Source organism: Gammaproteobacteria bacterium, assembly GCA_016712635.1.
Classification (GTDB): Bacteria; Pseudomonadota; Gammaproteobacteria; order SZUA-140; family SZUA-140; genus JADJWH01.
Genome location: JADJQS010000006.1, coordinates 198,114 through 213,545 on the forward strand (window position 1 = coordinate 198,114; position 15,432 = coordinate 213,545).

Sequence of the window (15,432 nt, forward strand, 5' to 3'; positions counted from 1 at the left end):
CCGCATTATTGCAGTCCGGGGACGAGGAGTTATTGCCCGGCGCGGTTATTCGATCGGCGTGTCGGGGCTATTGCCCCACTCGGACCACGATCCGGGGTAGCCCTTGATGCGGGTGTAGCCGAGCGACTTCAGCACGATGTAGCTGTGCGCCGAACGCTGGTGGGTGTGGCAGTGCAGGATGATCTCCTTGTCCGGCGTGATGCCGGCGGCGGCGTAGAGTGCGCGCAGTTGATCGTCCGCACGCAGACGCATATCGCCGCCGCCGGCCAGCGCCTGCGACCAGTCCACGTTGACCGCGCCGGGAATGTGGCCGGCGCGCTGGGCGCGCTTGTCGGTGCCGGCGAACTCGGCCGGGGTGCGTGCGTCGAGGATGGCGACCGCCGGGTCGCCCAGGTGCATCCGTATGTACTTCATGTCGGTCTGGTGCTCGGGGCGGTAACTGACCGGATACGTGCTCGCCTCCACCTTGGGAGCCGGACCGCTTTCCACCGGAAGCTGCGCATTGAGCCAAGCCTGCAGACCGCCGTCCAGCAGCGAGAAGCGCGCGTGGCCGATGACGTCCAGCGTCCACAGGAAGCGGCTGGCCTTGAGGCCGTTCTCGCTGTCGTAGGCGACGACGTGGGATTGCGGCGAGATGCCGGCATCCGACAGCAGGCGGCCAAAGTTCTCGGCGGGGGGCAGCAGGCCCATTACCGGCGGGCGGCTGGCGGTGACCTGCGCGGCGTCGATGTTGACCGCGCCCGGGATGTGCTGGCGCAAGAACGATGCGGCGTTCGAGAGGTCGACGATCACGATGTCCTCGGCGTCGAGTTGCCGCGCCAGTTCGGCGGGCTGCAGGATCAGCGGGGTAGCAGTCATAGGGTCTCCGGCCGTGCAAGGGTTAGTCAGAGGTATCCCGCGCGGGAATGGCAAGACATTACCTGAATGCGTCGAGATTGCAAACAGGCGCGCCCGCTTGCGGAGGTGTTCACTCGTCCTTCTTGCGAATGGCGGGATGGATGGCGACGGATGCGGGTCGCGGGTGCGGCGCCGCGGGCGTTTCGCGGCCGGGCGGTACGACCTCGAGGATCTCCAGCGACCGGATCGACGAGCGGCAGCACATCATGAGGGCGAATTCCTCCAGGTTGACGAGGGTATCGCGCATTCCGCGTTCGGTGCATCGCGCGGACGGTGCCTGTGCCGGATCGCCCGGTTTGTCGCTGGTATCGGTCATGCTCGCTGTGCGCCCGGCCTTTATGTCGGGTGCAGCGGGGGACATCTTGAATCGGGGTGGAGAGTGGCGGGGCGTCCGGACTTACAGTTCAGGTGTCAGGCAGGGTGCGATCGCCTGCAGCATGGCCTGGAAGACCTTGGGGTTCCCGGCGACGACGTTGCCGCTTTCCTGATAGGCGTCGCCGCCGCGGAAGTCGCTCACCATGCCGCCGGCCTCCTGGATCAGCAGCGCGCCGGCCGCCATGTCCCAGGGATTGAGTCCGATCTCCCAGAAACCGTCGAGCCGGCCGGCGGCGACGTAGGCGAGGTCGAGCGCGGCGGAACCGGCGCGGCGGATGCCGGCGCTTTCCCGGTGCAGCACCTTGAACATCTCGAGATAGGCGTCGAGATACTGTTGCTGCTTGAACGGGAAACCGGTGCCGAGCAGGGTGCCTTCCAGCGTCTTGGCCGCGCTGACGCGCATGCGGCGGTCGTTGAGGAAGGCGCCGCTGCCGCGGCTGGCGGTGAACAGCTCCTCCCGCAGCGGATCGTAGACGCAGCCCTGTTCGACCTTGCCGCGGTTGCTGAGCGCGATCGACACGGCGAACTGCGGGAAACCGTGCAGGTAATTGGTGGTGCCGTCGAGCGGATCGATGATCCACAGGTAGTCATTGCCGCTGCGCTTGCCGCCTTCCTCGGCCAGGATGCCGTGTTCCGGGTAGGCCTTGCGGATGACGCGGACGATCTCCTCCTCGGCCAGGCGGTCGACCTCGGAAACGTAGTCGTTGCGGCCCTTGTTCGTGATGGTGAGGGTGTCGATGCGGTCGATATGACGCAGGATGACGCCGCCCGCCTTGCGGGCCGCCATGATCGCGATGTTGAGTGCCGGATTCATGCTGGAGTCGATGGTTGCTGCCGCGGGGCCTGGGTCGTCAGCGGCACAGCATATCAGATAAGGAGGTGCCGTTGTGACACTTGCGTGTTCCGAGCGACACGCGTTAACGTTGTCACGCATGTCCGGTCCCTCGCCCAATGTACGCATCGTCCTGGTGAACACCACGCACCCCGGCAACATCGGCGCCGTGGCGCGGGCGATGAAGAACATGGGCCTGCGCGAGCTGTACCTGGTCGATCCCAAGGTCTATCCCAGCGCCGAGGCAACGGCGCGCGCCTCGGGCGCGGACGACGTGCTGGCGGACGCCGTGGTGTGCGCGGACCTCAAGCGGGCGATCGCGGATTGCCCGCTGGTGATCGGCGCCAGCGCGCGCACCCGCGCCATCGATTGCCCGCGCCTCACCCCGCGCGAATGCGTCACGCTGATTGCGGCGCGCACGCAGGCGGGACCGGCGGCAGTAGTGTTCGGGCGCGAGCATTCGGGCCTCAGCAACGCCGAGCTGGACCGCTGCCATTTCCAGCTCTCCATCCCGGTGGACCCCGGTTTTCCCTCGCTGAACATCGCCGCCGCGGTGCAGATATTCGCCTATGAATACTTCACGGCGCGGGTCGGCATGGAGGCGGGCGCGGCGGCGGGCGACAACGCGCCGGTGCCGGCGGCGGAGATGGAGCGATTCTACCTTCATCTGGAGCAGATCCTGGTCGAGATCGGTTTTCTCGATCCGGCCCGGCCCCGCCACCTCATGCGCCGCCTGCGCCGCCTGTACAACCGCGCGGAGCCCGATCAGAACGAGATGAACATCCTGCGCGGCATCCTGACGGCGGTGCACGCCCGCTGTGGCGGGCAGGCCGCACCGGCGGCCCGGCAGGAGCCGGGCGAGGAGTAAACCGCGGCGCTTGATATCCGCGCCTTTGCCTTCACGTTACACTAGACGTCGCGGCCCTGGATGCCGTGGTCACCAAAGCACAGAGAGACAGCTCACGAGCATGTATGTTTGACAGAATCCGGGAAGATATCCGCTGCGTTTTCGATCGCGACCCCGCGGCACGCCACACCTTCGAGGTGTTGACCACCTATCCGGGGGTGCACGCCCTGTTGATACACCGTCTGAGTCATGTGCTGTGGTCGGGCGGATTGAAGTGGCTGGCGCGACTGCTGTCGTCGTTGTCGCGCTGGCTGACCGGGGTCGAAATTCACCCGGCGGCGAAGATCGGCCGGCGTTTCTTCATCGATCACGGGATGGGCGTGGTGATCGGCGAGACGGCGGAGATCGGCGACGATTGCACGCTCTATCACGGCGTCACCCTGGGCGGCACCTCGTGGGAGAAGGGCAAGCGCCACCCCACGCTGGGTAACAACGTCATCATCGGCGCCGGGGCCAAGGTGCTGGGACCCATCCTGGTCGGTGACGGCGGCCGCATCGGGTCCAATGCGGTGGTCATGAAGGACGTGCCGGCCGGTGCGACCGCGGTCGGTGTGCCCGCCCACATCGCGAACCATCTCCGGGATACGGATGACAGGCAGCGGCGTGCGTTCGCGAAAAAGATCGGGTTCGATGCCTACGGCACCGCGCAGGACATGCCTGACCCCGTCGCGCGGGCGGTAAATTCTCTTCTGGATCATGTGCATAAACTGGATGCCCAGGTGGAGGTCATGACCCGTGAGCTGAACCGGCTGGGTGCCCATGTCGATGTCACCCCGCTGCCGGACCTGGATGTCTACGGGATAGATTCCGTTGAAAACACTACAAATAAAGAGGAAAATACCCCGGTCCGTTCCTCGGGTAGCGCTGGCCGCGGGGGCGGGAGTGAAAGTTGATTAAAACAGTCAACTATGTACAATGAGATACCCATCCGAATCTTAGGGGCTGTAACATGAAACTCACGACTAAGGGCCGCTATGCGGTGACCGCCATGCTGGATCTCGCCTTGCACGCGCAGGAAAGCCCGGTTCCACTGGCAGACATCTCGCAGCGCCAGGGGATATCGCTCTCGTATCTGGAACAGCTCTTCTCGAAGTTGCGCAAGAAGGGCCTGGTGGACAGCGCCCGCGGACCCGGGGGCGGGTATCGCCTGAGCCGCGCGGCCAGCAACATTGCCATCGCCGAGGTCATCACCGCCATCAATGAAAACGTCGACGCGCGCCGCTGCGGCGGGATGGCGAACTGCCAGAACGACGAAACCTGCCTGACGCACGATCTGTGGACGGACCTCAGCAACCAGATCTTCGATTTCCTGAGCAACATCAGCCTCGGGGAACTGGTCGAGCGCCGCGGCGTGCAGGAAGTCAGCGCGCGCCAGGACAACATGCAGAAGGGCAAGCCATACATCCCCGTGATCGCGGCTGAAAGCCTCAACCAGTAAGCTGCCGCGGGCGCGCGCCCGCGAGCCCGGTGCATGAGCGTCTACCTGGACCATAACGCCACCACCCCCGTCGATCCCGCGGTGTGGCAGGCGATGCAGCCGTATCTGCAGGACGCGTTCGGCAACCCGTCGAGTCAGCATGCCCCCGGCCGCCGCGCGCGCGCGGCGGTGGAGCGGGCCCGTGAGCAGGTCGCCGGCCTGGTCAACGCCCGCGGCGCCCGCGTCGTGTTCACCAGCGGCGGGACCGAGGCAAACAGTCTGGCCCTGCTCGGTGCGGCCCCGGGCACTGACGGGGCCGTCGTGCTCAGTGCGATAGAACACTCTTCCGTGCTGGGGCCGGCCCGCGTGCTGGCGGCGCGCGGGTGCAGGGTCGATTTCGTGACACCCGACGCGCAGGGCAGGATCCCCCCGGCGGCGCTGGACGAGGCTATCGCGCCGGATACGCGCCTGGTGTCGGTCATGGCGGCCAACAACGAGACCGGCGTGATCCAGGACATCGCCGCGCTGGCCGGCCGCGCGCGGGCGCGGGGCGCCCTCATGCACACCGATGCGGTCCAGGCGGCGGGGAAGATCGGGCTCGATTTCGCCGCCAGCGGCGTCCACCTGATGAGCCTGTCGGCGCACAAGATCTGCGGGCCCAAGGGTGTCGGCGCGCTGGTGGTGCACAAGGGTGTGGACCTGGAGCCGCTGATCCAGGGCGGCGGCCAGGAGATGGGCCTGCGCGCCGGGACGGAAAACGTGGCCGGCATCGTCGGCTTCGGCGCGGCCGCGGAACTGGCACAGCGGACGCTGGAGGCGCGCGCCGCCCAGGCCGCCGCACTGCAGGAGCGGCTGGAGGCGCGCCTGCGCGCCATCGCCGGCACCGAGATCTTCGGGGTCGAAGCCGCGCGGCTGGCCAACACGGTGTTCTTCGCCGTGGCGGGCATCGACGGCGCGACCCTGCTGCTCAAGCTGGACCAGGCCGGATTCGCCGCGGCTAGCGGATCGGCCTGCGCGAGCGCGCAGCCGGATCCGAGCCACGTGCTGCTGGCGATGGGCGTCGACCGCGAACGCGCCTACGGGGCGATCCGGATCAGCTTCGGGGCGGGCAATACACCCGGACAGGTTGACGCCTTCGCCGATACCCTGGGCCGCGAGATCGAGGTACTGCGGGGCATGGCCCTGCGCGAGACGGCATGAAACATGCCTGAACGCCGGGGCAGTTCGATTGTCAAAGATATGTAACCTGACGGAGTTTGCGCATGAGCATCAGTTTGACCAAGGCGGCAGCGGACCATCTGAAGGATTTCCTGGCCAAGCGCGGGCGCGGCGGTGGGCTACGCCTCGGCGTCAAGACCACGGGTTGTTCGGGCTTGTCCTACGTCGTTGAAATCTTCGATGAGGTCGCGCCCGGCGATGTGGTGTTCGAGCATCACGACATAAAGGTCGCCGTCGATGGCAAGAACCTGGCGTTTCTGGACGGCACCGAGATCGATTACCGGCAGGAAGGACTCAACGAGGGATTCCGCTTCAAGAATCCGAACGAGAAGGCCACCTGCGGCTGCGGCGAGAGCTTCAGCGTCTGAAGCGCCGGCGATCCGGCGCCGTTCCCCGTCTCGACTCCGCGTTCCCGGCGCGGGAATTGCCTGCGCTCAATCAAGAGGTTAGAATACACAGGCTTTCCGAAACCGAGCCCGCCCGTGCGGGCTCATTACTATTCACCGCGTGCGGCAGCAGCAGGAATTCCGGAGTCCAGTTATGGCGATTGAGCGAACCTTGTCCATCATCAAACCCGATGCAGTGGCAAAAAACCTGATCGGGAAGATCTACACCCGCTTCGAAGAAGGCGGCCTGCGCGTCGTGGCGGCGAAAATGGTCCACCTCGACAAGACCCGGGCGGGCGGGTTCTACGCCGTGCACAAGAGTCGGCCGTTCTACAACGACCTGGTTTCCTTCATGACCTCGGGCCCGGTCATGGTGCAGGTGCTGGAAGGAGAGAACGCGGTCGCGAAGCATCGCGCCATCATGGGCGCCACCAATCCCAAGGACGCCGCCCCCGGCACCATCCGCGCCGACTTTGCCGCCAGTGTCGAAGAGAACGCGGTGCATGGCTCCGATGCCGCGGATACGGCCAAGACGGAGATAGCCTTTTTCTTTGAACCCAATGAACTCTGCCCCCGCACCCGCTGAAGACTCCGCGCGCACCGACAAGATCAACCTGCTCAATTTCGACAGGCACGCCTTGGAGGCCTTCTTCGTCGCGAACGGCGAGAAGGCCTTTCGCGCTTCTCAGGTCCTGCAATGGATCTACCAGCGCGGCTGCGACGACTTCACCCAGATGAGCAACCTGGCCAAGTCCCTGCGCGGCTGGCTGGGCGAGCGCGGCGAGATCCGCCTGCCCGCGATCGCGCGCGAGCAGCGTTCGCACGACGGCACCGTCAAGTGGCTGCTGCGGCTCGACGACGGCAACGGCATCGAGACCGTGTTCATCCCGGAGGACGACCGCGGCACGCTGTGCATCTCGTCCCAGGTCGGTTGCTCGCTGAACTGCACCTTCTGTTCCACCGCGCGCCAGGGTTACAACCGCAACCTCACCACGGGCGAGATCATCGCCCAGATCTGGATCGCGCAGCGTGCGCTGCGCGGCTACGGCTACGGCGAGCGCCCGATCACCAACGTCGTCTTCATGGGCATGGGCGAACCCCTGCTCAATTTCGACAACGTGGCCGGGGCCATCCACCTGATGCTCGACGACTTCGCCTTCGGGCTGTCCAAGCGGCGCGTCACGCTCAGCACGGCCGGGGTGGTGCCGGAGATCGACCACCTGCGCGAGGTGTGCGACGTCAGCCTGGCGGTATCGCTGCATGCCCCCAATGACGCGCTGCGCGACCAACTGGTGCCGATCAACCGGAAATACCCGCTGCGCGAGCTGATCGCCGCCTGCAAGCGCTATGTCGACCGCCAGCCGCGCCGCCGCATCACCATCGAATACGTGATGCTCGCCGGGGTGAACGACGGGGAGGCGCACGCGCGCGAACTGGTGCGCCTGCTGAAAGGTGTGCCCTCGAAGCTGAACCTGATCCCGTTCAACCCGTTCCCGGACGCGGGCTACGCCACCTCGGATGCCGAGGCCATCGACCGTTTCCGCAACATCGCCATGGCAGCCGACATCATGACCGTGACGCGCAGGACGCGCGGCGACGACATCGATGCGGCCTGCGGCCAGCTCGCCGGCAGCGTGCTCGACCGCACGCGCCGCAGTCAGCGTTTCCAGATCGCCGCGGAAGGGCGGACGCAGTGAGGCGGTCCACCCGCAGCCTGGCCGCGGTGGCGCTGTTGCTGGTGCTGGCGGCCTGTTCCTCGGGGCCCAAGAAATATGAGCAGCACCGCGATTCCTCCGCCGACATCAACGCGAAGCTGGGCCTGAGCTACATGCAGCAGGGCGACTACGACGTGGCGATGGAGAAACTGAAGAAGGCCCTCGAGCAGGATCCGGATTCCGTTGCGGCGCACCACTACAGCGCGGAGCTCTACAAGGCGCTCAACAACCACGAGCTCGCCGAATACCATTACAAAAAGGCGCTCAGGCTGGAGCCGGACGACCCCGCGATCCAGAACAACTTCGGCGTCTACCTGTGCGGCCGCAAGCGCTATGACGAGGCGGAGAAACACTTCATGCTCGCCACCGGGATCCCAACCTACCAGCGTCCCGAAGAGGCGCATGAAAATGCCGGCCTGTGCGCCCTGCGCATCCCCGATCCGAAGCGCGCCGAGTCGCATTTTCGCCGGGCGCTGGAGATCAATCCCTTGCTCCCGAACTCGCTCTACCAGATGGCCCTGCTGAATTTCAACGCGCAGCAGTACCTGCCGGCGCGCGCGTTCCTGCAGCGCTACTCCGCCTTCGCGTCGCCCACGCCGCAGACGCTGTGGCTGGCCTTCCGCGTCGAACGCGCGCTCGACAACGTGAGCGAGGCGGAGCACTACGCGCTGGAACTGCGCTCCAGGTTTCCGCAGTCGGAGGAAGCAGGCGAGCTGCGACGGATGAAGTGACCAGCCATGAGTGAAGCCTCGATGCCGCAGACGGACCCGCAGCAGGCGCAGACCCCGCCGGAGCCCGTGCAGTTGCCCGGACGCCGCCTGCGCGAGGCGCGCGAAGGGCAGGGCCTGACGCAGGAAGAGGCCGCCGAGCGCCTGCATCTGCACCCGTCCCAGGTGGCGGCGCTGGAAAACGACGACTACGCGCATTTTTCCGCCCCCATCTTCATTCGCGGCTATCTGAACAATTACGCGCGGCTGCTCGGCCTGGACCCGGAAGAGGTGGTCAGGGCGCTGGAGCGGCAGGGACTGGAACAGCCGCCCATCCTGTCCGAACTGACCGCCGCCATGCCGTCGGTGCGACGCCGCGGCATGCCGGCGCGCATCCGCGCGGTACTGCTCGCGGGCGGCACGATCGCGTTCCTGCTCCTCCTGTGGGTGGTGCTGCAGCCGGCGGACACCGGCAGCGGGAACGGCGGGGAGCAATCACCGCCGGCGCCTGCCGCGGTCGCGCCCGAGGCGCCGCCCGCGGCGGAGGCAACCGCCGCCGCCACGCCCGAGTCCGCGGCTGTGCCGGCGCAGACGCCCGCTTCCGCCGCGCAGGAGCCGCAGGACGATGAAATCCGGGAGGAGCCGCCGCCGAACCCCGACGAGCCGATGGACGAGCTGGTGCTGCGCTTCAGCGGGGAATCCTGGGTCGAGGCGGCGGACGTCACCGGCCGCCGCATGGCCTACCGGATGGCCAATTTCCCGGACGTGCTGCGTCTGCGCGGCCTGGCTCCGTTCGATATCCTGCTCGGCAATGCCCGCAACGTCACGATAGAATACAATGGCGAACCGTACGAGAACGTCCCGATCGGCCGGACCAATGTCGCCAGCTTCCGGCTGGGCGAGCACAATGACTAGGGTGTGAAGGAAGATGCGAGCCAGAAACCAGATCCAGCGACGTAAGTCGCGCCAGATCATGGTCGGCAAGGTGCCGGTCGGCGGCGACGCCCCGATCGCGGTGCAGAGCATGACCAACACCGAGACCTGCGACGTCGAGGCCACCGTGGCGCAGATCCAGGCGCTGGAGCGCGCGGGTGCCGACATCGTGCGTGTCTCGGTGCCGAGCATGGAGGCGGCCGAGGCCTTCGGCGCGATCCGCGCGCGCGTGAACGTGCCGCTGGTCGCGGACATCCATTTCGATTACCGCATCGCCCTGCGCGTGGCCGACCTCGGCGTCGACTGCCTGCGCATCAACCCCGGCAACATCGGTCGCGAGGATCGCGTGCGCGCGGTGGTCGGGAAGGCGCGCGAGCGCGGCATCCCGATCCGCATCGGCGTCAACGCCGGCTCGCTCGAAAAGGACCTGCAGAGCAAATACGGCGAGCCCACCGCCGCGGCGCTGGTCGAATCGGCCATGCGCCACATCGACATCCTCGACAAGCTGGATTTTCACGACTTCAAGGTCAGCCTGAAGGCCTCCGAGGTGTTCCTCGCGGTGGAGGCCTACCGCCTGATCGCGAACCAGATCGAGCAGCCGCTGCACCTCGGCATCACCGAGGCGGGCGGGCTGCGCTCCGGCACGGTGAAGTCGGCGATCGGCCTCGGCATGCTGCTCGCCGACGGCATCGGCGACACCATCCGCATCTCGCTCGCGGCCGATCCGGTGGAGGAGGTCAAGGTCGGCTTCGACATCCTGAAGAGCCTGCACCTGCGCAGCCGCGGCATCAACCTCGTCGCCTGCCCGTCGTGCTCGCGCCAGCAGTTCGACGTGATCGCCACCGTGAACGCGCTGGAGGCGCGCCTGGAGGACATCACCGAATCGCTCGACGTCGCCGTCATCGGCTGCGTGGTGAACGGACCCGGCGAGGCGCGCGAGGCCCACATCGGCCTGACCGGCGGCTCGCCGAACCTGGTCTACGTCGACGGCGAACCGAACCACAAGGTCAACGACGACCAGTTGCTCGACGACCTCGAGCGCACCATCCGCGAACGCCTCGCGCGGCGGCGGGCCGAGGGTGACGCCGGGCAGGCGGAACCGGTGCGCATCCCGGTCAAGACGATATCCGGCTGAACGCGGCCGGCCCGTCGGCCGCCTCCGAATATAAACGCAGACCCGATCAGGCATCCACTTGAGCAAAGGCATCCAGGCAATCCGCGGCATGCACGACGTCCTGCCGGAGGCAGCCCCGGCGTGGCAGGCGCTCGAGCACGTCCTGCGCGCGCTGGCGCAGGGCTACGGCTACGAGGAGATCCGCGTCCCGCTGCTGGAAAAGACCGAGCTGTTCGTGCGCACCATCGGCGAGGTCACCGACATCGTCGAGAAGGAGATGTACACCTTCACGGACCTGAGCGGCGAGAGCCTCAGCCTGCGACCCGAGGGCACCGCCGGCTGCGTGCGCGCCTGCATCGAGAACGGCCTGCTGCACAACCAGACGCGGCGCCTGTGGTACCTCGGCCCGATGTTCCGCCACGAGCGGCCGCAGAAGGGACGCTACCGCCAGTTCCACCAGTGGGGCGTCGAGGCCTATGGCTTCGCGGGACCGGACATCGACGCCGAACTGATCCTGCTGAGCGCACGCCTGTGGCGCACGCTCGGCATCGACGGCGTGCGCCTGCAGATCAATTCGCTCGGCACGGTGGCGGCGCGCGCGACCTACCGCCAGGCGCTGGTGGACTATCTGTCGCGCCACCATGATCGTCTCGACGAGGACAGCCGGCGCCGCCTGCACACCAATCCGCTGCGCATCCTCGACAGCAAGAACCCGGAGCTGCGCGCGCTGCTGGACGCGGCGCCGGCGCTCGGTGACTACCTGGATGCGGAATCGAAGGACCACTTCGCCGGCCTGCGCGCCCTGCTCGATGCCGCGGGCCTCGCCTACGAGGTCAACCCGCGCCTGGTGCGCGGGCTGGATTATTACGAGAAGACCGTGTTCGAATGGGTCACCGACCGCCTCGGCGCCCAGGGCACGGTGTGCGCCGGCGGGCGTTACGACCGCCTGATCGAGCAGCTTGGCGGCCGGCCGACGCAGGCGGCCGGTTTCGCGCTCGGCATCGAGCGACTGCTCGCCCTGCTGGAGGAGGACGCCGGTACGTCCGCGGTGCAGTCGGCGCACGCCTACCTGATCGCGGTCGGCGAGTCTGCCGAACGCGCCGCGCCGGGCTTCGCCGAGGCGCTGCGCGATGAACTGCCCGCGCTGCGCCTGTGCGTGAACTGTGGCGGCGGCAACTTCAAGTCCCAGTTCCGCCGGGCGGACAAGAGCGGCGCGCGGGTCGCGCTGATCCTGTGCGAGGATGAGCTGAAGGGCGGCGTCGTCGGGGTAAAATTCCTGCGCGACGAAACCCCGCAGGAGTTCGTGCCGCGGAGCGAACTGGCGCGCCGCCTGCGGGCGGCGCTATTGGAAACCAACTGAATTCGGAACAAGACAACCGGGAGAGGCATCCGTGACTGCGTACAGTCGTGAAGAGGAAGAACAGCTCGAGGAACTGAAGAAGTGGTGGGAGAAGTACCGCAACCCTGTGATCTACGGCCTGCTGGCCGGGATCGTCACCATCGTCGGCGTGCGCGCCTGGGTGGTACACCAGGGCGATCTCACCGTCTCCGCCTCGAATGAATACGAGCAGATGCAGGTGGAACTGCACGCCGGCAACGCCGAGGCGGTGTCCAAGCGCGGCGCGTATATCATCGACACCTATCCGGGCACCCCGTACGCGGTGCTCGCCGCGTTCGCGCTCGCGCGCGAGCATGTCGACAAGGGCGATCCGGCCGCGGCGCGCGCGCGCCTGGAGTGGGTGGTCGAGCACGGCAAGCAGCCGGAGTTCGTGCACATCGCGCGCCTGCGCCTCGGCAAGCTGCTGCTTGCGATGGGCGAGGGTGCGCAGGCGCTCGCCCTGCTCGAGCCGGTGCAGGCGGACGTCTATGCCGCGGAGTACGAGGAGCTGAAGGGCGACATCTACGCCGAGACCGGGCAGACGGCCAAGGCGCGCCAGGCCTATGAACTCGCGCTGGACAAGGCCGGCGCCGAGAGCGACACCCGCATGCTGCTCATCAAGCTCGACAATCTCGGCGCCGGGGCCGGGTGACGGCGTGATGATGTCCACGCACCGCAGCCAGCGCGCGCCGGGCCGCTGCGCAGCGGCGGCCATGTGCGCCGTCGTCGCCGTGCTGGCGCTGGGCGCCTGCAGCGGCGCCAAGCCGCGCAGCGAACTGCCGGAGCTGGAGCGCGTCGAATCCGACATGCGCCTGCGCGGGATGTGGTACCGCCAGCCGCAGATCCGCCACGAAGCGGACGAGGCGCGCCTGACGCCGTTCGTGGAGGGAAAGCGCTTCTTCTATTCCGACCGCCCCGACCGCGTGGTCGCGCTCGACGCCCGCAGCGGCAGGCCGCAGTGGAGTTCCGTGATACCGCCGCATTCGGGCGAGGATGACGGCGCACCGCGCCTGTCCGGCGGCATCGGGGCCGGGGAAGGCCTGCTGTACGTCGGCACCGATGAAGGCGAGATCATCGCGCTCGATCCCGGCGACGGCGGGGTGCGCTGGCGCACGCAGCTCAGCAGCGAGGTGCTGACCATCCCGCTGGCCCGCGACGGCGCGCTGGTCGTGCGCACCAACGACGGCCGCCTCACGGCGCTCGAACCCGTCAGCGGCAATCCTCTCTGGACCTACACGAGCACCGTGCCGGCGCTGACGCTGCGCGGGGCGAGCCGGCCGGTGATCGACCAGGGCCGGGTGTTCGCCGGTTTCGCCAACGGCAGGCTGGCGGCGCTCGCGCTCGACAGCGGCGAGGTGCTGTGGGAGGCCACGGTCGGCGTGCCCGAGGGCCGCTCGGAGCTGGAGCGCCTGGTCGACATCGATGCCGATCCGGTGCTGGCCGACGGCGTGATCTACGCCGCCTCCTACCAGGCACGACTGGTGGCGCTGACGTCGGTGGCGGGCAGCGTGCTGTGGTCGCGTGATGTCTCCACCGCCCAGGACATGGCGCTCGGCGCCGACACGCTGTACCTCGCCCAGGACGACGGCCAGGTGCTCGCGATCAACCGCCGCACCGGCGCCGTGCTGTGGCAGCAGGACAAGCTCGCCGGCCGCGCGCTCACCGCGCCGGTGCTGTACCGCGGGAACCTGTACGTCGCCGACCAGCAGGGCTATCTGCACGGAATCTCGCCCGAGGACGGACATTTCGTCGCGCGCTTCCGCATCAGCGAGGACGGCATCCCGCTTGCGCCGGCGGTGTCCGACGACGCGATGTACATCCAGACCGCCGGCGGGGCGCTGCACGCCCTGAAGATCGATCCGGAGTAATGGGGACAGATCTGAAGGAAGATCGGGGACAGATTTATTAATCGTCCCCTTACCGCCATGAAAGAAACGGGGACAGATTTATTTTTCGCGCATCGCGGGGACAGATTTGCAAATCTGTCCCCGATCATCATGGCATGGGGACAGATTAATAAATCTGTCCCCGATCAGTACGTAAATCCAAAAAACGGGGACAGATTTAATTTTTGCCAGATTTTCCGGTTCTTAATAGCCATGCTGTCAAAAATAAATCTGTCCCCGTTTTTCTCTCCATTTTTTCTCCATGAAACCCGTCATCGCCCTGGTCGGGCGCCCCAACGTCGGCAAGTCGACCCTGTTCAACCGGCTCACGCGCAGCCGCGCCGCGCTGGTGTCGGATTATCCGGGGCTGACGCGCGACCGCAATTACGGCGGCGGCCACCTCGGCGACCGCGCCTACATCGTCGTCGATACCGGGGGGCTGAGCGAGCAGGCGGACGCCATCGACCGGCTGATGGTCGCGCAGGCGCTGAAGGCGGTGGAGGAGGCCGACACGGTGGTGTTCCTGGTCGACGCGCGCGACGGACTCACCCCGGCCGACGAGAAGATCGCCGCGCGCCTGCGCGCCAGCGGCAAGCCGCTGGTGCTGGCCGTCAACAAGGCGGAAGGCCTGGAGCAGGATCTGACCACCGGCGAATTCGCGCGCCTCGGCATCGAACCCGTCTATTGCATCGCCTCGGCGCACGGTACCGGTGTCGAGGACATGATGGAGGAGGTGCTGGCGCGCTTCGACCTCGAGTCGCCGGAAGGCGCGGAAGCGGACGAGCGCGGCATCCTGCTCGCCATCGTCGGCCGCCCCAACGTCGGCAAGTCCACCCTGCTCAACCGCATGCTCGGGGAGGAGCGCGTGCTCGCCTTCGACCAGCCGGGCACCACGCGCGACAGCATCTACGTCCCGTTCGAACGCGACGGGGTGCGCTACACCCTGATCGACACCGCCGGCGTGCGCCGCCGCGGCCGCGTCCACGAGGCGATCGAGAAGTTCAGCGTCATCAAGACGCTGCAGGCGATCGGCGAGGCGCACGTCGTGCTGCTGGTGCTGGATGCGCAGCAGGGCGTGGCGGAACAGGACGCCAAGCTGCTCGGCCACATCATCGAGAGCGGCAAGGCGCTGCTGATCGGCGTCAACAAGTGGGACGGGCTGAGTCCCGCGGAACGCACCGCCGTGAAGTCCACGCTGGAACGCAAGCTCGCCTTCATCGATTACGCCAGCATCCACTTCATTTCCGCCCTGCACGGCAGCGGGGTCGGCGACCTGTTCGCCTCGATCACGGCGGCGTATCATTCCAGTAACAGCAAGCTGTCGACGCCGATGCTGAGCAAGATCCTGGAGCGGGCGGTCGAGCGCCATGCGCCGCCGCTGGTGCGCGGGCGGCGCATCAAACTGCGTTACGCGCACCAGGGCGGCCACAACCCGCCGCTGATCGTGATCCACGGCACGCAGACGCAGGCCGTGCCGGACAGTTACCGGCGCTACCTGGAAGGGGTGTTCCGGGACGCGCTCGAACTCGAGGGGACACCGGTGCGCATCGAATTCAAGACCGGTGCCAACCCCTACAAGGACCGGCCGTCGCCGCCGACGGCGCAGCAGCGGCGCCGGCGCCGCGGTGATACCGGCCGCGCGGGAAAGCGCACACGCCACTGAGGAC

At 67.3% G+C, this 15,432-nt stretch carries 17 protein-coding genes; 14 read left to right on the forward strand and 3 right to left on the reverse strand.

Going from position 1 to position 15,432, the window contains the following annotated elements; genetic code table 11:
* Positions 1-45: 45 nt before the first annotated feature.
* From IPK65_07815 to suhB, 3 genes are all read right to left on the reverse strand, one after another.
* Positions 46-858 (reverse strand): sulfurtransferase, encoded by an 813-nt coding sequence (locus IPK65_07815; protein ID MBK8163039.1) that lies wholly within the window; start codon positions 856-858, stop codon positions 46-48.
* A gap of 109 nt (positions 859-967) precedes the next feature.
* On the reverse strand, positions 968-1,213 hold the full coding sequence (locus IPK65_07820; GenBank protein MBK8163040.1) for a hypothetical protein: 246 nt from the start codon (positions 1,211-1,213) through the stop codon (positions 968-970).
* An 81-nt stretch (positions 1,214-1,294) separates the two neighbouring features.
* Positions 1,295-2,086: an inositol-1-monophosphatase gene (gene suhB / locus IPK65_07825; protein MBK8163041.1), complete on the reverse strand. Its 792-nt coding sequence runs from the start codon at positions 2,084-2,086 to the stop codon at positions 1,295-1,297.
* 118 nt (positions 2,087-2,204) lie between these two features.
* Here suhB and IPK65_07830 point away from each other — a divergent pair, with 118 nt between their 5' ends.
* From IPK65_07830 to der, 14 genes are all read left to right on the forward strand, one after another.
* Positions 2,205-2,972 (forward strand): RNA methyltransferase, encoded by a 768-nt coding sequence (locus IPK65_07830; GenBank protein ID MBK8163042.1) that lies wholly within the window; start codon positions 2,205-2,207, stop codon positions 2,970-2,972.
* Positions 2,973-3,028: 56 nt separating this feature from the next.
* Positions 3,029-3,904, forward strand: a complete 876-nt coding sequence (gene cysE, locus IPK65_07835) for a serine O-acetyltransferase (GenBank protein MBK8163043.1) — start codon at positions 3,029-3,031, stop codon at positions 3,902-3,904.
* Positions 3,905-3,960: 56 nt separating this feature from the next.
* Positions 3,961-4,449, forward strand: a complete 489-nt coding sequence (gene iscR, locus IPK65_07840) for a Fe-S cluster assembly transcriptional regulator IscR (protein ID MBK8163044.1) — start codon at positions 3,961-3,963, stop codon at positions 4,447-4,449.
* Between the two features lie 33 nt (positions 4,450-4,482).
* Positions 4,483-5,628, forward strand: a complete 1,146-nt coding sequence (locus IPK65_07845) for a cysteine desulfurase (protein MBK8163045.1) — start codon at positions 4,483-4,485, stop codon at positions 5,626-5,628.
* A gap of 62 nt (positions 5,629-5,690) precedes the next feature.
* Entirely contained in the window at positions 5,691-6,014 is a 324-nt protein-coding gene (gene iscA / locus IPK65_07850; protein ID MBK8163046.1) for an iron-sulfur cluster assembly protein IscA, read from the forward strand.
* A 172-nt stretch (positions 6,015-6,186) separates the two neighbouring features.
* Entirely contained in the window at positions 6,187-6,618 is a 432-nt protein-coding gene (gene ndk / locus IPK65_07855) for a nucleoside-diphosphate kinase (protein MBK8163047.1), read from the forward strand.
* Entirely contained in the window at positions 6,593-7,729 is a 1,137-nt protein-coding gene (gene rlmN / locus IPK65_07860) for a 23S rRNA (adenine(2503)-C(2))-methyltransferase RlmN (GenBank protein ID MBK8163048.1), read from the forward strand. Before ndk ends, rlmN begins: the two co-directional genes overlap by 26 nt.
* Complete coding sequence (gene pilW / locus IPK65_07865) at positions 7,726-8,478, forward strand: type IV pilus biogenesis/stability protein PilW (GenBank protein ID MBK8163049.1); 753 nt, start codon at positions 7,726-7,728, stop codon at positions 8,476-8,478. The genes rlmN and pilW overlap by 4 nt, the downstream gene beginning before the upstream one ends.
* Before the next feature lie 6 nt (positions 8,479-8,484).
* Positions 8,485-9,369, forward strand: a complete 885-nt coding sequence (locus tag IPK65_07870) for a helix-turn-helix domain-containing protein (GenBank protein MBK8163050.1) — start codon at positions 8,485-8,487, stop codon at positions 9,367-9,369.
* 13 nt (positions 9,370-9,382) lie between these two features.
* On the forward strand, positions 9,383-10,522 hold the full coding sequence (gene ispG / locus IPK65_07875) for a flavodoxin-dependent (E)-4-hydroxy-3-methylbut-2-enyl-diphosphate synthase (protein MBK8163051.1): 1,140 nt from the start codon (positions 9,383-9,385) through the stop codon (positions 10,520-10,522).
* Positions 10,523-10,580: 58 nt separating this feature from the next.
* The gene (gene hisS / locus IPK65_07880) at positions 10,581-11,861 is read left to right on the forward strand and encodes a histidine--tRNA ligase (protein MBK8163052.1); all 1,281 of its coding nucleotides are present in this window, start codon (positions 10,581-10,583) and stop codon (positions 11,859-11,861) included.
* 31 nt (positions 11,862-11,892) lie between these two features.
* On the forward strand, positions 11,893-12,531 hold the full coding sequence (locus IPK65_07885; GenBank protein MBK8163053.1) for a tetratricopeptide repeat protein: 639 nt from the start codon (positions 11,893-11,895) through the stop codon (positions 12,529-12,531).
* Between the two features lie 7 nt (positions 12,532-12,538).
* The gene (gene bamB / locus IPK65_07890; GenBank protein MBK8163054.1) at positions 12,539-13,747 is read left to right on the forward strand and encodes an outer membrane protein assembly factor BamB; all 1,209 of its coding nucleotides are present in this window, start codon (positions 12,539-12,541) and stop codon (positions 13,745-13,747) included.
* Between the two features lie 280 nt (positions 13,748-14,027).
* Entirely contained in the window at positions 14,028-15,428 is a 1,401-nt protein-coding gene (gene der, locus IPK65_07895) for a ribosome biogenesis GTPase Der (protein ID MBK8163055.1), read from the forward strand.
* Positions 15,429-15,432 lie beyond the last annotated feature (4 nt).

What these genes read in the sequence shown, in the direction of transcription:
- rlmN (MBK8163048.1), top strand. Translation starts at nt 6,593, where the DNA reads ATGAACTCTGCCCCCGCACCCGCTGAAGACTCCGCGCGCACCGACAAG.
- suhB (MBK8163041.1), bottom strand. Translation starts at nt 2,086, where the DNA reads ATGAATCCGGCACTCAACATCGCGATCATGGCGGCCCGCAAGGCGGGC.
- iscA (MBK8163046.1), top strand. Translation starts at nt 5,691, where the DNA reads ATGAGCATCAGTTTGACCAAGGCGGCAGCGGACCATCTGAAGGATTTC.
- IPK65_07870 (MBK8163050.1), top strand. Translation starts at nt 8,485, where the DNA reads ATGAGTGAAGCCTCGATGCCGCAGACGGACCCGCAGCAGGCGCAGACC.
- ndk (MBK8163047.1), top strand. Translation starts at nt 6,187, where the DNA reads ATGGCGATTGAGCGAACCTTGTCCATCATCAAACCCGATGCAGTGGCA.
- iscR (MBK8163044.1), top strand. Translation starts at nt 3,961, where the DNA reads ATGAAACTCACGACTAAGGGCCGCTATGCGGTGACCGCCATGCTGGAT.
- IPK65_07820 (MBK8163040.1), bottom strand. Translation starts at nt 1,213, where the DNA reads ATGACCGATACCAGCGACAAACCGGGCGATCCGGCACAGGCACCGTCC.
- IPK65_07815 (MBK8163039.1), bottom strand. Translation starts at nt 858, where the DNA reads ATGACTGCTACCCCGCTGATCCTGCAGCCCGCCGAACTGGCGCGGCAA.
- der (MBK8163055.1), top strand. Translation starts at nt 14,028, where the DNA reads ATGAAACCCGTCATCGCCCTGGTCGGGCGCCCCAACGTCGGCAAGTCG.
- ispG (MBK8163051.1), top strand. Translation starts at nt 9,383, where the DNA reads ATGCGAGCCAGAAACCAGATCCAGCGACGTAAGTCGCGCCAGATCATG.
- IPK65_07845 (MBK8163045.1), top strand. Translation starts at nt 4,483, where the DNA reads ATGAGCGTCTACCTGGACCATAACGCCACCACCCCCGTCGATCCCGCG.
- bamB (MBK8163054.1), top strand. Translation starts at nt 12,539, where the DNA reads ATGATGTCCACGCACCGCAGCCAGCGCGCGCCGGGCCGCTGCGCAGCG.
- IPK65_07830 (MBK8163042.1), top strand. Translation starts at nt 2,205, where the DNA reads ATGTCCGGTCCCTCGCCCAATGTACGCATCGTCCTGGTGAACACCACG.